The organism is Pseudomonas sp. LB3P81, assembly GCF_054897965.1.
In genome coordinates this window covers 5145837-5162007 of sequence record NZ_JBUBVG010000001.1, presented here as the reverse complement: position 1 = coordinate 5162007, position 16171 = coordinate 5145837, and the positions used below count along the sequence as shown (strand labels likewise).

13 protein-coding genes are annotated in these 16171 nt (G+C 58.5%); 10 read left to right on the top strand and 3 right to left on the bottom strand.

Annotated features, from left to right (window positions below; genetic code table 11):
• The first annotated feature begins 37 nt into the window (after positions 1 to 37).
• The gene (locus ACYZTL_RS24045; protein ID WP_461953820.1) at positions 38 to 1750 is read left to right on the top strand and encodes a cation:proton antiporter; all 1713 of its coding nucleotides are present in this window, start codon (positions 38 to 40) and stop codon (positions 1748 to 1750) included.
• Between the two features lies 1 nt (position 1751).
• On the opposite strand, the gene ACYZTL_RS24040 is transcribed toward ACYZTL_RS24045, so the two are convergent.
• Entirely contained in the window at positions 1752 to 2960 is a 1209-nt protein-coding gene (locus ACYZTL_RS24040) for an ammonium transporter (RefSeq protein ID WP_461953819.1), read from the bottom strand.
• A 305-nt stretch (positions 2961 to 3265) separates the two neighbouring features.
• Here ACYZTL_RS24040 and ACYZTL_RS24035 point away from each other — a divergent pair, with 305 nt between their 5' ends.
• From ACYZTL_RS24035 to ACYZTL_RS23995, 9 genes are all read left to right on the top strand, one after another.
• Positions 3266 to 3580: an ElaB/YgaM/YqjD family protein gene (locus ACYZTL_RS24035; RefSeq protein ID WP_461953818.1), complete on the top strand. Its 315-nt coding sequence runs from the start codon at positions 3266 to 3268 to the stop codon at positions 3578 to 3580.
• Between the two features lie 2 nt (positions 3581 to 3582).
• Positions 3583 to 3972: a phage holin family protein gene (locus ACYZTL_RS24030; RefSeq protein WP_461953817.1), complete on the top strand. Its 390-nt coding sequence runs from the start codon at positions 3583 to 3585 to the stop codon at positions 3970 to 3972.
• Entirely contained in the window at positions 3969 to 4310 is a 342-nt protein-coding gene (locus tag ACYZTL_RS24025) for a hypothetical protein (protein ID WP_461953816.1), read from the top strand. Before ACYZTL_RS24030 ends, ACYZTL_RS24025 begins: the two co-directional genes overlap by 4 nt.
• A 124-nt stretch (positions 4311 to 4434) precedes the next feature.
• Complete coding sequence (locus ACYZTL_RS24020) at positions 4435 to 5598, top strand: EAL domain-containing protein (protein ID WP_461953815.1); 1164 nt, start codon at positions 4435 to 4437, stop codon at positions 5596 to 5598.
• Between the two features lie 68 nt (positions 5599 to 5666).
• A complete protein-coding gene (locus tag ACYZTL_RS24015) occupies positions 5667 to 6995 on the top strand; it encodes a deoxyguanosinetriphosphate triphosphohydrolase (protein WP_461953814.1) in 1329 nt (442 codons plus the stop codon).
• A 171-nt stretch (positions 6996 to 7166) separates the two neighbouring features.
• On the top strand, positions 7167 to 7571 hold the full coding sequence (locus ACYZTL_RS24010; RefSeq protein ID WP_461953813.1) for a response regulator: 405 nt from the start codon (positions 7167 to 7169) through the stop codon (positions 7569 to 7571).
• 243 nt (positions 7572 to 7814) lie between these two features.
• The gene (locus ACYZTL_RS24005) at positions 7815 to 8441 is read left to right on the top strand and encodes a response regulator (RefSeq protein ID WP_461953812.1); all 627 of its coding nucleotides are present in this window, start codon (positions 7815 to 7817) and stop codon (positions 8439 to 8441) included.
• 8 nt (positions 8442 to 8449) lie between these two features.
• Positions 8450 to 11755 (top strand): transporter substrate-binding domain-containing protein, encoded by a 3306-nt coding sequence (locus ACYZTL_RS24000; RefSeq protein WP_461953811.1) that lies wholly within the window; start codon positions 8450 to 8452, stop codon positions 11753 to 11755.
• Positions 11756 to 11805: 50 nt separating this feature from the next.
• The gene (locus tag ACYZTL_RS23995; protein WP_461953810.1) at positions 11806 to 14805 is read left to right on the top strand and encodes an HD domain-containing phosphohydrolase; all 3000 of its coding nucleotides are present in this window, start codon (positions 11806 to 11808) and stop codon (positions 14803 to 14805) included.
• Here the strand turns inward: ACYZTL_RS23995 and ACYZTL_RS23990 are convergent.
• Entirely contained in the window at positions 14751 to 15233 is a 483-nt protein-coding gene (locus ACYZTL_RS23990; RefSeq protein WP_461953809.1) for a GAF domain-containing protein, read from the bottom strand. The two genes, ACYZTL_RS23995 and ACYZTL_RS23990, sit on opposite strands and share 55 nt — an antisense overlap.
• Positions 15230 to 16120: an ATP-binding protein gene (locus tag ACYZTL_RS23985; protein ID WP_461953808.1), complete on the bottom strand. Its 891-nt coding sequence runs from the start codon at positions 16118 to 16120 to the stop codon at positions 15230 to 15232. Before ACYZTL_RS23985 ends, ACYZTL_RS23990 begins: the two co-directional genes overlap by 4 nt.
• Positions 16121 to 16171 lie beyond the last annotated feature (51 nt).

Genomic DNA, 16171 nt, shown 5'->3' with positions numbered 1-16171 from the left:
TACGCTGGAGTAGCCAGCGCTTGTCATCGGAGTTTTCGTGTTCGCCAACCTGCTGATCATTCTCGCCTCCTCCCTGGTGGTGATTGCACTGTTCCAGCGCCTGCGCCTGCCACCGGTGCTGGGTTACCTGTGCGTGGGGCTGATGATTGGCCCGACGGCATTCAACTGGATCAATGAAAGTGAAGAGTTGCCCGACCTCGCCGAACTCGGGGTGGTGTTCCTGCTGTTCTCCCTCGGGCTCGAGTTTTCCCTGTCGAAAATGCTCGCATTGCGCAAAGTGGTGTTCAGGCTCGGCAGCCAGCAAGTGCTGGTCACCTCGATACTGCTGGGCAGTTTGCTGATGCTGCTCGGCATGCCGGCTACGCCTGCGCTGTTGCTTGGAGCCGGTCTGTCGCTGTCTTCCACTGCCATTGTCAGCAAGGAACTGGGCAGCCTTGGCGAGATTTTCAGCAGCCACGGCCAGAATGCCATCGCCGTACTGCTGTTCCAGGACGTCGTGGCAGTGTTGCTGTTGACCCTGGTGCCCGTGTTCGCCGGCAGCAGCGATCAGCCTTGGTATTGGGCACTACCCGTGACACTGGGCAAGACCGTTGTGCTCTTTGTCGGCCTGCTGATGGCCAGTCGATGGTTGCTGCCACGGCTGTTCCATGAAGTGGCCGCCGCCCGTTCCGCGGAACTGTTTGTACTGTTGGCGCTGGTGATTGTTTTGCTGACGGCCTGGCTCACTCACTTGCTCGGACTCTCCCCTGCCCTGGGTGCCTTTCTCGCCGGCATGTTGCTGGGAGAAAGCCACTATCGCCATCAGATCGAAGCCGACATCCGCCCGTTCCGCGACATTCTGCTCGGAGTGTTCTTCGTCAGCATTGGCATGCTCATCGACTTGCAGTTGTTCGTCAGCCACGGTTTGTTGATTTTCGGTCTGACCCTGGGGTTGCTGCTTATCAAGGGTTGCGTGGTCGCGCTCTTGGTCAAATGGCGCGGCAGTGATGTTGAAACTGCCTGGCGCAGCGGTCTGGCACTGGCTCAGGGCGGCGAGTTCTGCTTCGCGCTGATGGCGCTGATGCAACAGAACAAACTGATGCCGGCCGACATCGGCGGATTACTGCTGGCTGCGACCTTCTGTTCGATGCTGCTAACGCCGTTGCTGCTGCGCGCAGCGCCCCGCATCGCAACTCGTCTGCACCGCAAGCCCAACGAAGAAGCCAAGCTCGAGGAAATCAGCGCACTCAATGCCGGATTGCACAGCCATGTGGTGATCTGTGGCTACGGTCGCGTGGGTCAGTCGATCGGGCGAGCACTGCGCAATGCGCTGCAGCCCTATATCGCGCTGGACACCGATCCGGTGCGTGTCCAGGAAGCCGCCGTGGGTGAAACCTGTGTGCATTATGGCGACTCACGGCGCGGTGAACTGCTGCTGGCGGTAGGGCTGGCGCGCGCCAGGCTGCTGGTGATTGCCGTGGACCAGGCCGATATCGCGTTACTGATTCTCAAGGAGGCGCGCCGATTAAACTCGACCGTTCCAATTCTGGTACGCACTCGGGACGACAGCCAACTGGCCGAGTTGAAAGCAGCCGGCGCCAGCGAAGTCGTGCCCGAATTACTGGAGTCGAGCCTGATGCTCGCCTCCCACGCGTTGATCATGCTGGGTTTACCCGCGCATCAGGTCCAAGAGCGGGCCGACCAGATACGGCGTGACCGCTATCGCCTGCTGCACGGTTTTTATCCCGGCGCCAACGATGAAGAGAACTGACTCAATCCTGGCTCACAGCGCCGATCTTGTGCACCGAGAGGTCTGCGCCGTAATACTCTTCTTCCTGGCTCAGGCGCAGGCCATGAAGCGCCTTGATCACGCCATACACCGCGAAGCCACCGGCCAGCGCCACGACCACTCCCAGCGTGGTCCCGATCAACTGGCTGATCAGGCTCACGCCGCCCAGACCACCCAATGCACTCTGGCCGAAGATGCCGCAAGCGACTCCGCCCCAGACACCGCACAGGCCATGCAACGGCCAGACACCTAATACATCATCGATGTGCCATTTGCCTTGGGCAGCGGTAAAGCACCAGACAAACATCGCCCCGGCGATGGCGCCCGTCGCCAGCGCACCCACCGGGTGCATCAGATCGGAACCGGCGCAAATCGCCACCAGCCCGGCCAGCGGGCCGTTATGCAGAAAGCCCGGGTCATTGCGCCCGATGATCAGCGCCGCCACGGTGCCGCCGACCATCGCCATCAACGAGTTCACCGCCACCAGCCCGCTGACACCTTGCAAGGTTTGCGCACTCATCACGTTGAAACCGAACCAGCCAACGATCAGGATCCACGACCCCAACGCCAGAAACGGAATGCTCGAAGGAGCAAAAGCCACCAGTTTTCCGTCGCGATAGCGACCTTGTCTTGGCCCGAGCAACAACACCGCCGCCAGTGCCAGCCAGCCGCCCATGGCGTGAACCACCACCGAGCCTGCGAAATCATGGAAACTGGCACCAAAGCGCGCCAGCAACCAGGCTTGCAGGCCAAAGTTGCCGTTCCAGATCATGCCCTCGAAAAACGGATAAATGAACGCTACGATCAACGCTGTCGCACACAACTGCGGCACGAACCGGGCGCGCTCGGCGATGCCCCCGGAAATGATCGCGGGTATCGCTGCCGCAAACGTCAGCAGAAAGAAAAACTTCACCAGGCCATAACCATGATCGGCGTTGATCACCGCCGCCGGTTGCAGAAAGGTCACCCCGTAGGAAATCCAATAGCCTATAAAGAAGTAGGCCAGAGTCGAAATGGCGAAGTCGCTGAGGATCTTCGACAAGGCGTTGACCTGATTCTTTTGTCGAACCGTACCGACTTCGAGAAAGGCAAAACCGGCGTGCATGGCCAAAACCATGACAGCACCAATCAAGATGAACAACGTATTGGAGCTATGGACCAGACTGTCCACAGCGCTTTGCAGATTTTCCATAAAGTTGGCAGACCTGAAGGCTAAAAAGCACCAAAGCAGTTCGCGCAGACAATTCATGCACCAAGTTGCAACCTGCCCGGATCCACACATTGATCCTGATGAGTCGCTTTGGCGCACAAGGCGGGAACCCTTTGCGCGGGTTTTCATTATTTGAGATAAGGTTTTGCTTGTTTCCTGCCCAGCAACAGCGCAATCACGCGGGCTGGCGCACCACGACATAGCAAAAGTTGTACCAGTGATTTGTACTGAACCTTCACGCAAGGCTCATACTCGAACGCAACAGAAGCCACTTACGGAGATCACCCATGGCCAGCATCAAGGCAAAGACTGCTCAAGAAATCCTGATGAACGATTTTCAGACACTGGTCAGCGACACTGAACGGTTGCTGGAACACACCGCAACGTTGGCTGGCGATCAGGCTGATGAGTTGCGGGAGCAAATCCACGACAGTCTGCTGCGTGCACGGGAAACCTTGAAACTGACCGAAGACTCCCTGCACGAACGTGGGAAAGCTGCCGTTACCGCCACCGAAGACTATGTACAGGCCAACCCATGGCAATCGGTCGGGATCGCGGCGGGTGTGGGTTTCCTGATCGGTCTGCTGGCAACCCGGCGCTGATTATGGCGATCGGCGAATCCGGCTCGTCTGCGACGGGCCCAAGCTCCTCACCCCGGCGCGTGGGTGCCGCATTTCTTGGATTGCTGCACAGCCATGTCGAATTGTTCGGCATCGAATTGCAGGAACAAAAAGCCCGCACCGTCAGCCTGTTGCTGTTCGCAGGCCTGGCGCTGGTGTTTGCCTTGCTGTTGCTGGTGGGGTTGTCGACACTGGTGTTGATCCTGTTTTGGGACACCTATCGCCTGCCCGCCATCATCAGTCTCTGCGCGTTCTACACCCTTGCCTGCATCTTCTGCGCGATGCGTTTGAGGGCGGCGATTTTCGATGAATCCTCACCCTTCCATGGCACCCTGGAAGAATTGGCCAATGATCGGGAGCGCCTGCTGCCATGAGCCTTCCTGAACTGCCTCACAACAGCTCGCGCGCGGAAATGCGCAAGGCGTTGATTCGCCTGCGCATGGAAATGTATCGCCAGGAAATTCGCCACGAATCCGCGCATCTGCTGCAACCCTTGCAGCGGGTGCGCGGGATGACGCAAAACCTGCAAGACGGGTTTGGCATCAAGCATGCCCCGCTCTGGGGCATGGCGGCCGTGACCCTGCTGGGCTTTTTGACCGCCAAGGGCGCCAAGAGCGGCGGCTTGAGCAGCCTGACTCGACTGGTACAGCTGGGCACCACACTGGGCCCTTTGATCAAGTTGGTCATGCAAGGCTCTTCGCCGAAACACTAAAGCCAGTATCTGGCTGCATTCTTGCAACATCACCGGTATGACCTCTTTAACGAGAGGTTCATACCTGCGTGCCTTCCCGGCCATCAGGTTTCATCCAAAAAAAAAGACCTACCAAGGAGGCCTCGTGATCGACGGGCAACCGCTCGCCTGCTTTCAACCGTTCATCGATACCGCCACCGGTCGTATCGCCGGCGTCGAAGCATTGGGTCGACTGCGCCAGACCGACGGTCAACTGGCTTCTGTGGGACCGCTGTTTGCTGACCCGCGAACCCCTGCCGTCGCCCTCCGTCGTCTGGATCGCCAGATCCGTGATAACGCCCTGAGCCGTTTGAACGCAGCGCCCGCCGACTGGTTTCTCAGCCTGAACATTTCGCCGCGCTGGATCAGTCGCTTGCGCCCGGACCAGGCGTTGCCGAGCCTCAAGCAATTGGACCGGCACGGCGTCGACCCACGGCGAATCGTTTTCGAAATCACCGAACTGGGTGGCGACATCCAGCGCCTGGCAGACGTGGTAGCGCGATACCGGCAAGCAGGTGCACGGATCGCCATTGATGATTTCGGCGCCGGTTACTCACAGCTCGATCGTGTGCTCGCCCTGCAACCGGACATCCTCAAACTGGATATGCGGCTGTTCCAGGCCGCTGCGTTGGGTGGGCCGAGCAGCGATGTGGTCAAGGCCCTCGCGCAAATGGCGGAAAAAACCGGGTGCTGGATCATTGCCGAAGGGGTGGAAACCGAAGCACAACTGAATTTTGCCCTGGAGTGTGGCTCGCGCTACGTGCAGGGTTTTCTGTTCGCCCGCGCGCAAGTGGACTTCTTTGCCACCGACGCTTTTGTCGAGCGCTTCGCCGAACTGCGTCAGCGCTATGTCCAACAAAAACTGGCTGAACGCGGCCGGCTGATGATGATGCGTCAGCAACTCGCCGAGCTGATGGCGATCCTGCAACCCTGGGCCCAGGCTCACGCGCCGCTCAGTGCCTTGCCACAGCTGGACGCCTTTCCCTGGCTGTTGCGCTTCTATCAATGCGACCGCCACGGCACGCAATTGACGCCGAACCTGGAATGGCGCAACAACGGCTGGGAAGCCGATGATCGCTACCTGGGACACAACTGGTCATGGCGTCCGTACTTCTATCATTTGTTGGCAGAGGGTTGGGATGAGCGCCGGCTGACGCTTTCCAATACTTACCGTGATGCCACCAGCAACCAGTACTGCCTCACTGCCGGACAGTTTTTCAACAACGGCGAGCGACTGCTGCTCATCGATATCGACGCCGCCGGGCTGTAGTTCCGCTTGCAGGCACCGTTGCGAAACGGGAAGCTAGGCGCTCAGTCACCTGACGGAGAGAACCAGCCTTGGATTGGCAAACCCTGCTCACCCGCGAACGCCTCGGAAAGCCTCTGCACAGCCCGGAAGAGCTCGGCCGCAGCCCTTTCCATAAAGACCACGACCGCATCATTTTCTCCGGAGCCTTTCGCCGCCTCGGGCGCAAGACCCAAGTCCATCCCGTCACTAGCAACGATCACATCCACACGCGCCTGACCCACTCACTGGAAGTCAGTTGCGTCGGCCGTTCGCTGGGTATGCGCGTCGGTGAAACCATCCGCAGCGCCCTGCCTGACTGGTGCGAACCCAGCGACCTGGGCATGGTGGTGCAATCGGCTTGCCTGGCCCACGACATTGGCAACCCGCCTTTCGGTCACTCCGGTGAAGACGCGATCCGTCACTGGTTCCAGCAAGCCGCCGGCCGTGGCTGGCTGGAAGCAATGAGTGAAGTCGAACGCAATGACTTCCTCAATTTCGAAGGCAATGCCCAGGGTTTCCGGGTACTCACCCAGCTGGAATATCACCAGTTCGATGGCGGCACCCGGCTGACCTACGCCACGCTGGGTACGTATCTGAAATACCCGTGGACGGCCAAGCACGCCGATTCACTGGGTTACAAGAAGCACAAGTTCGGCTGTTATCAGAGTGAACTGCCGCTGCTGGAGCAGATCGCTCAAAAACTCGGCCTGCCGCAACTTGAGGAACAGCGCTGGGCACGCCATCCGCTGGTGTATTTGATGGAGGCCGCCGATGACATCTGCTACGCGCTGATCGACCTCGAAGATGGCCTGGAAATGGAGTTGCTGGAGTACGCCGAAGTCGAGTCCCTGCTGCTGGACCTGGTGGGCGACGATCTGCCGGAAACCTATCGTCAGCTCGGCCCGCGTGATTCACGTCGGCGCAAACTGGCAATCCTGCGGGGCAAAGCCATCGAGCACCTGACCAACGCCGCAGCCCGTGCCTTTGTCGAGCAACAGGACGCGTTGCTGGCCGGCACGCTGCCTGGAGATTTGGTGGAACACATGCACGGTCCCGCCAAACGCTGCGTCCTGAATGCCAAAGACATGGCGCGCAAAAAGATCTTCCAGGACAAACGCAAGACCCTGCACGAGATCGGCGCCTATACCACGCTGGAAATCCTGCTCAACGCCTTCTGCGGCGCGGCGCTGGAACAGCACAACGGTCGGACGCCGTCCTTCAAGAGCCGTCGCATCCTTGATCTGTTGGGCAACAACGCGCCCGACCCTTATGGTCCGTTACACACTTCGTTCTTGCGCATGATTGATTTCATCGCCGGCATGACCGACAGCTATGCCAGCGAAATGGCGCTGGAAATGACCGGCCGTTCTAGCCACTGATAAAACCTGGCTGATCCGCCATTACGCCATCAGGAATGGCTGATCAGCCCCTGAAAGCCCAAGTGCGTTCAGCATTCGCCGAATTCCCCTACACCTCGCGCCGAGCAAACTGATCGTTTGCTCGCCATTCTCGCGAAATAATGACAGGCCCCTCTGCATGAGAGATTAAGCGTGAGTAATCCAACGTTCGAAGACGATTTGCGCATCCTGCTGGTGGAAGATCATCCCTTTCAACTAAGGGCGACTCAGTACCTGCTTGAAAGTTACGGTTTCACTCAACTGACGACCTCCGACAGTGCCCAAGGGGCCTTGCAACAAATGCTGGCGGCGGTGCAACCGTTTGACATTCTGTTGTGCGATCAATGTTTGCCCGATCTTCCCGGACTGGATCTGGTCAAATTCGCCAGTCATCGAGGAATGATCAGGCAGGCAATACTATTAAGCAGCCTGACGTGTACAGAACTTGACGGGCTTGAGAAAACCGCGAATGCACATGGACTGCCTTTACTTGGCTACTTGATAAAACCATTGAAACAATTCGAATTCAGAAAATTATTGAACTCAATCCAATTATAAAAATGAAGTTCTATACACCCCACCCCGACACTACTTGAAACTTGTGAAATAAAACTTTGAAACACCGACTAACCATCAACAACTCTGCCCGTCCTCATTCAAAACCTAGTTGATTCGTAGCCCCATTCCTTTTCGCTTGTAGGACTATTCCTATATTGCTGCTTGAGGTTCGTCAGTTCATGCGTCCCATCAGGTATCTGAGCTAAGGTGCGCGCTTTATTTGAGCTCGTATGGGATTTGATTATGAACTCCGTTTTTATTGTCGACGATCACCCTGTCATCCGCCTTGCCGTCCGAATGTTGCTGGAGCATGAAGGTTACAAAGTTGTCGGCGAATCCGATAATGGGGTCGATGCCATGCAGATGGTGCGTGAATGTATGCCTGACCTGGTCATTCTCGATATCAGCATTCCAAAACTGGATGGCCTCGAAGTTCTCGCGCGTTTCAACGCAATGAGTACACCGCTGAAAACACTGGTATTGACTGCGCAGTGCCCGACACTGTTCGGTATCCGCTGTATGCAATCTGGCGCGTCAGGTTATGTCTGCAAACAGGAAGACCTCAGTGAGCTGGTCAGCGCCATAAAAGCGGTATTGTCAGGTTACAACTACTTCCCGAGTCAGGCCTTGAATCCAGTCCGTGGTGATGACGTGCGTTGCGCCGAGCTGGAACTGTTCAAGACAGTCAACGATAGGGAATTGATGGTATTGCAACTTTTTGCACAAGGCCGTACCAACAAGGAAATTGCCAAAGGCATGTTTCTAAGTAACAAGACCGTCAGCACCTATAAAAAACGACTTATGCAGAAACTCAAAGCCAAATCCCTGGTTGAACTCATCGAGATGGCAAAACGTAACGCATTAGTGTGAGACACAGGATGCCACCTCGTATAAAGGATTATCTGATTCTCGTGGCCGCAGGTTTATGCCTGAGCACTTCAGTGCCTGCTTCGCAGACTGCCAGCGAACATTTCAGCCTGCTCAGTCGCTCGACTGTCAAGCATCTGGACGTCCAACTGGATCCATCACAACAACAATGGGTAACGAGCAAGCGCGAACTGATCCTGGGCACGTCGGCCCCGGACTATCCTCCTTTTGACCTGACCGTCAGCGGCAAGGACTACGAAGGTTTCACCGCCGATTACGCGGGCATCCTCGGCAAGACCCTCGGTTTGCCGGTCAAGGTCCAGCGCTTTGCGTCCCGCGGGGCTGCCATCAAGGCACTTGAAAAAGGCGAGGTCGATCTGCTCGGCACTGCCAATGGATTTGAAGCTCACAATGCCGATATCGTGCTTTCCACGCCCTACGCCGTGGACCAGCCGGTTCTGGTGACACGGGAAGGAGAAACCCGATCCCTGACCGATGGCCTTGCCGGCTTGCGGCTGAGCATGGTGTATCACTACTTGCCACTGGAGGAAGTCAGGGCCCTGTACCCCAAAGCGACCATTACGTCCTATCCGTCCTACCAGAATGCGATCAATGCAGTGGCCTTTGACCAGGCCGACGTCTTCCTGGGCGACACCATCTCGACCCATTACATGATCAACAAGGGTTACCTGAACAACATCCGCATGGCCAACTTCGGCAAACACGAAGCCCACGGTTTCAGCTTTGCCGTGCACAGGCACAACCCGCAATTGCTCGGGATCATCAATGCCATGCTCATGGCCATCCCCGCCAGCGAACGGCAGAACATCGCCGAGCGCTGGAGTGCCGGCATTGACATTCTTCTCACCGACCAGAAGTTACAACTCACCGACCTTGAGGAACAGTGGCTGGCGCAACATCCGGTTGTGCGCGTGGTGGTCAATGAGGCCCTTGCGCCGTTATCGTTTTTCGACAGCAATGGCAATTTTCGCGGTGCCACCGCAGACCTGCTCGAACTGATCAGATTGCGTACCGGCCTGCGTTTCGACATCCTTCGCAGCCGGAGCGATGACGAGATGATCGAGCAGATAAAGGACAATAAAGCCGACGTGATCGCCGCCCTGCTCCCCAGCGTCGAACGTGATTCAGAGCTGAACTTCACCCGCCCCTATCTACAAAACTCCTTTGTCCTGTTGACTCGCAAAGCCGCCGACAGCCCGGCAAACCTTGAGCAGTTGGCGGGCAAACGCCTGACCATCGCCCAGGGCAACCCACTGGTGGATTACCTGCGCCGCGAGTTCCCGCGGATCAAGTTGATTGAAACACCGGACACGTTCAGCGCCGTGGAGTTGCTCGCCGAAGGCAAGGCAGAAGGTGCGGTGAATTCACTGGTCATCGCCAACTACTTCATTTCATCACGGCTGTTCGAGCACACCCTTCAGATCCGGACCACCATCGGCACCCGGCAGGCCGCGTTTTCCCTGGCGACCGGGCGAGATGCCAAAGAGCTGAACGCCATCCTCAACAAGGCACTCCTGAGCATCGCACCGGAAGAACTGGGCATCATCAACAGCCGCTGGCGTGGCTATTCGGCGTCCTCGCAAAGCACCTGGCGCAACTACCAGCGATTGTTCTATCAGATTGTTATCGGGGCCGGCGTGCTGCTGCTGCTTTCCGCTGCCTGGAACGCTTACATGCGTCGCCAGATCAAGCAGCGTCAAGCGGCCGAGCGCGCACTGAACGATCAATTGACGGAGCGGCGCCAACTGTTCGAGGAGCTGCGCTGCGCGAAGGAGCGCGCCGATGAAGCCAACCGCGCCAAAAGCACGTTTCTGGCGACCATGAGCCATGAGATCCGCACGCCGATGAATGCGGTCATCGGTATGCTCGAACTGACGCTGAAACGCATCGAGAGCAACCATCCAGACCGTCCGGCCATTGACGTGGCATACAACTCGGCCAAGGACTTGCTGGAACTGATCGGCGACATTCTCGACATTGCACGAATCGAATCCGGGCGTATGAGCCTGAGCCCGGAACGTGTGAATCCGAGTGAAATCGTGGGGTCTGTCGTGCGGATCTTCGAGGGCCTGGCTCGTCAGAAAAACCTTGAGCTGCTGCTGGAACTCAACCCGGCCAATCCGGCGATCGATGTCCTGCTGGACCCGATGCGTTTCAAACAGGTGCTGTCGAACCTGGTCAGCAACGCCATCAAATTCACGGAACAGGGCCAGGTCAGGATCACCGTCGAGTTGCTTGCGACGGCAGAACCCGAGCAAGTCCGGATGCTGTTGCAGGTTGAGGACAGCGGCATCGGGATCAGCGAACAGGATCAACGACGACTGTTCGAACCTTTCGCCCAGGCCGATGATACAGGGCAGTCAGGCAGAGGCGGCGCGGGCCTGGGTCTGGTGATCAGCCGAAGTCTGTGCGAAATGATGGGCGGCAGCCTGCAATTGGGCAGCCAGCCGGGAGTCGGCACGCAGGTCCAGGTTTCGCTGCTTCTGCCCACCCTGCCAGTCGAGCAGGTGCCGCCAACCACCGAAACGCCAATCCACACGTCCACTGTGGCCTTGAACATTCTGGTGGTCGACGATCACCCGGCCAATCGCTTGCTGATGTGTCAGCAGCTGGAGTTTCTGGGCCATCGGTTCAGCATTGCCGAGGAGGGTCAGGCAGGCTTGGAGGCGTGGAAAATCGAGCCGTTCGATCTGGTGATTGTCGACTGCAACATGCCGGTCATGAATGGATACGAACTCGCTCGCGCGATCCGCGACCATGAACGGCAATCCGATCGTACCCCCTGCACCGTTCTCGGCTTTACCGCCAACGCACAACCGGAAGAACGACAGCGCTGCAAACAGGCCGGGATGGACGACTGCCTGTTCAAGCCACTGACGCTGACCGCCTTGAGTCAATGGGTGGCAGGCATTGTACCGGTCAACCGCGTTCCCGCCTTCAGCCTGAAAGGGCTGCACTTGTTGACGGGGGGCAACCCGGCATTGGACCTGCGATTGTTGACCGAACTGCTCACCAGCAACCGTCTGGACCGACAAGCGCTGCAAGCGTTATCCCGGTCAAACGACCCGCAGTTGTTTCTCGATATCGCCCATAAAATCAAGGGCGCAGCGCGGATTGTCCAGGCCATCCGTTTGATCGATAGCTGCGAGGCGCTCGAACAGGCCTGCCATCAAGTTTTTCATCATGACAAAGTCGCCGAATGCAGGATGGCCGTAGAACGCGCAATGCTCGAACTGGATCAGGCATTGCAGCAACAAATTGCTCAAAACGACAAAAGCAGAATGATGGTGCCTTAACTATGCTTGGTCGCTGAGCAGTGTGTTAACCATCATGGAGAGACCCCGCAATGCCCAGCCCACTGCGCCCGGTTCAACGGCGGTTTCCCCTGCACGTGCACATCAGTGTGATGTTTACCCTATTGTTGCTGCTGACCGGCGTGGTGCTGGGCATTTTCAACTATCGGCAAACCACGCGGGTGATTCTTTCCAGCAGTGAAAAGCTCTTCGAGCGCATCGAGCAGGACGTCCGGCTGGACCTGCATGCCACCTATGAACCCATCCGTCATCTGTTGAGCCTGCTGGTGTACAACCCGGCGGCGCAGGCTCCCGACCTGGAACAACGCCTGGCGTTGCTCGGCCCCTTCAGCCAGTCGCTCAAGGACAACCCTGACCTGGCCTCGCTGTACCTGGGCTACGACAACGGTGATTTCTTCATGGTTCGCCCCTTGCGAACCGCCGCCCTGACAACCTTGCTCAACGCACCGGACGTCGCGGCTTATCAGGTGTGGAGCATCGAGAGAAGCAGCAGCGACCAGGTGCACTCCCAATCATTGTTTTTCGATCGGGACCTGAACCCGGTCAGCCGTCAGGACAACCCCGACGACACCTACGATCCGCGAACACGTCCCTGGTTTTCCAGTGCCCGCCGCGACAGCGATCAGATCACCACCGAACCCTACCTCTTTTTCTCCACCCACAACGTCGGCACCACCCTGGCCCGCCGCAGCGGTGTGCATGCAGTCATGGGCGCCGACCTGACGCTGGCCGAACTGTCCGAGACCCTGGCCGAACATGTCGTCACCCCCAGTACCGAAATCGTGCTGTTCGATGCCGAAGGCAATGCCATCGCTTACCCCGACAGCAGCAAACTGATCGTCGACGACCAGACCGCCCGCCTGAGCAAGGCCGCCGACCTGAGTCCAGGCCTCGGCGCATTGCTGAACAATCCGCCAGCAGGCAACCGGCTGAAGGCCGCCGGTCGTCAATGGATCGTTGCCCGCAGCCGCATGCAGGAAGGTGGTCCCCAGGGACTGCAACTGGCGCTGCTGGTACCGGAAGACGAATTGCTCGCCGATGCCTACCGCATGCGCTGGCAAGGTGCGTTGATTACGCTGGCCACGTTGCTGTTGTGCCTGCCGCTGGGCTGGCTGACCTCGAGAATTCTGGTCAAACCCCTGCGCGCATTGGTGCAGGAAGCCGATGCCATTCGCAGTTTCAATTTCCACTTCCCGGTTTCCCGCCGCTCGCCGGTGCTCGAAGTCGACCAACTGAGCGTGTCGATGACCCGCATGAAAGATACCCTGGCGAGTTTTTTCCAGATCACCGACAGCCTGAGCGCCGAGACCCGGTTCGCGCCCTTGCTGGAACGAGTATTGTTCGAAACCGTGAAGATCGGCCAGGCCCAGGCCGGTCTGATCTACCTGCGGGAAAATGACGGTGATCGCATGGAGCCTCACGGTCTGGTCATCAACGACATTTCACAGGCATTGCCAGCGTTCGACATTCGCGGCCACGAACTTCAGGACCCACAAAGCCCTGCATGGCTGCGGCAACTGTCGAATGCCGACAATGTGGTGACCAGTCTCGGTTTCGAACAGGCAGGGGATTTGCAGAAAGTGTTGCTGGCAATGGAGTGTCCGCGGGTGCACCTGATCGGTATCCGCCTGCACAATCGTCATAACGAAACCGTGGGCCTGCTGATCCTGTTGCTGGAGGACAGCGGCAACCAAAGCGATCTCGAGAAGCTTCGTCCGGACCGCATTGCGTTCCTTCAGGCCGTGTCCGGTGCGGCCGCCGTGAGTATCGAAAGTCAACGCCTGCAAGCCAAACAGAAACAGTTACTGGACGCCTTCATTCAACTGCTGGCCGGCGCGATTGATGCCAAAAGTCCCTACACCGGCGGTCACTGCCAGCGAGTTCCGGCGCTGACCTTGATGCTCGCCCAGGCTGCCGCGGCCAGTCAGGACCCCGCCTTCAGCGGTTATCAACCCACCGAAGACGAGTGGGAGGCGCTGCATATCGCTGCGTGGCTGCATGACTGCGGCAAGGTCACGACGCCGGAATACGTCGTCGATAAAGCCACGAAGCTGGAAACCCTGAACGACCGCATTCACGAAATCCGCACCCGTTTCGAAGTGCTCAAGCGAGATGCCTGGATCAGCTACTGGCAGGCCGTCGCCCTGGGCGGTGACGAGCAGTGCCTGGCTGAACTGCGCAATGCCACTCTGGCAGGGCTCGACGATGATTTCGCGTTTGTTGCCCGTTGCAATCTGGGTGGCGAGGCAATGGCCGATGCCGATCAGCAACGCCTGCGCAGCCTGGCCCGACGTACCTGGACCCGAACCCTGGACGACCGATTGGGCGTTTCCTGGGAAGAGAACCGGCGCCAGACGCGAACACCGGCGCCAACCCTGCCGGTCAGCGAGCCGCTGCTGGCGGACAAACCCGAGCACCTGTTCGAGCGCGCCGAGAGCGAACTGATTCCGGAAGACAACCCCTGGGGTTTCAAACTCGATGTGCCGCGCTACAAGTACAACCGGGGCGAGCTCTACAACCTGAGCATTGCCCGAGGCACATTGACTCGCGAGGAGCGTTACATCATCAACCACCACATGGTGCAGACGATCCTGATGCTCAGCCACCTGCCCTTCCCCGGCCACCTCGACAACGTCGCGGAAATCGCCGGCGGCCACCACGAAAAAATGGACGGCACCGGTTATCCCAAACAGTTGAAGCGCGAAGAAATGAGCCTGCCGGCGCGGATGATGGCGATTGCCGATATTTTCGAAGCGCTGACCGCCGCTGATCGCCCTTACAAGAAAGCCAAATCCTTGAGCGAAGCGCTGGGCATCATGGCCACCATGTGCCGTGACGCCCACATCGACCCGGAACTGTTCGGGCTGTTCATCAACGCCGAAATCTACCGTCAGTACGCCGATCGATACCTTGATCCACAGCAGATTGACGCGGTGGATCCGTCAGGCCTGCTGGTCAAGGCAGGCCTCAGGCATGATCAGCAATCGGTCAGGCGCAGGAAAATGGCCGCCAGTTTTTCAATGCCGGCTTGATCGTCAGCGGTAAACCGCGCGAGCTTCGGGCTGTCGAGGTCCAACACGCCGATCAGGCGGCCGTCCTTGACCAGTGGCACGACCAGCTCGCTGTTTGAGGCACTGTCGCAGGCGATATGCCCGGGAAAGGCGTGCACGTCTTCGACCAACTGCGTCTGCAACGTCGCCGCCGCCGTGCCGCACACGCCGCGACCGAAGGGGATGCGCACGCAGGCGATTTGCCCCTGGAACGGGCCGAGCACCAGTTCTTCATTACGATTGAGGTAGAAACCGGCCCAGTTCAGGTCATCGAGCTGGTTGTACAGAAACGCGGAAAACTGCGCGGCGTTGGCGATGAAATCCCGCTCGTCCGCCAGCAAGGATTCCAGCTGTGCGTGCAGCATGCCGTAGCCTTCGAGGCCCTGGCCGCTTTTTTGCATATCGATCATGCCTTGTGCTCCAACAGCTTCAGCCCGACCCAGTAGCGGGCAAATTGATAGGCGCAACGTCCGTTGCGATTGCCTCGGCCGGTGGCCCAGCGCACCGCGAGGATGTCCAGTTCTTCGTCACGCTGCCATTTCAGACCGGCCTTGTCGGCCAACTGACCGATCCAGTGCTCGACCACATTGAGGAAATGTTCCTGGGTAAACGGATAAAACGACAGCCACAGACCGAAACGGTCCGACAGCGCGATCTTGTCTTCCACTGCCTCGCTGGGATGCAGTTCGCCGTCGACCCGTTTCCAGTTTTCGTTATCGCTTTCCTTTTCCGGCACCAGATGGCGACGGTTGGAAGTGGCGTACAGCAAAACGTTATCCGGCGCCTGTTCGAGGGAACCATCGAGCACGCTCTTGAATACGCGGTAGTCGCCTTCTCCCGACTCGAACGACAGGTCATCGCAGAACAGCACAAAACGCTGGGGCAGTTTGGCGATCTGTTCGACCACCCGCGGCAAGTCCGCCAGGTGATCGCGCTCGATTTCGATCAACCGCAGACCGGCCTTGGCGTGTTCGGCCAGCAACGCGCGCACCAGCGACGATTTACCGGTACCACGCGCGCCCCAAAGCAATGCATGGTTGGCCGGCATGCCGTCGATGAATTGCTGAGTATTGCGCCCCAATTGCTCCAGTTGCCGATCGACACCGATCAGGTCGGACAGGCGCATGTCGAGGCTGACTTCCAGCGGCAACAGAAAACCACTGCGCCCCTCGCGCTGCCAGCGTGCGGCCAGACATTGCGTCCAGTCGATGGCTTGCCGAGGTGCGGGCAGTAGTGGTTCGATACGGGCCAGAACGGCATCGGCGCGTTCAAGAAAAGCATTCAATCGGGAATCCACGTCTTCTCCTCGGGCACGTTCACAGTAATGATGGCGCTACAGCGACGAAAC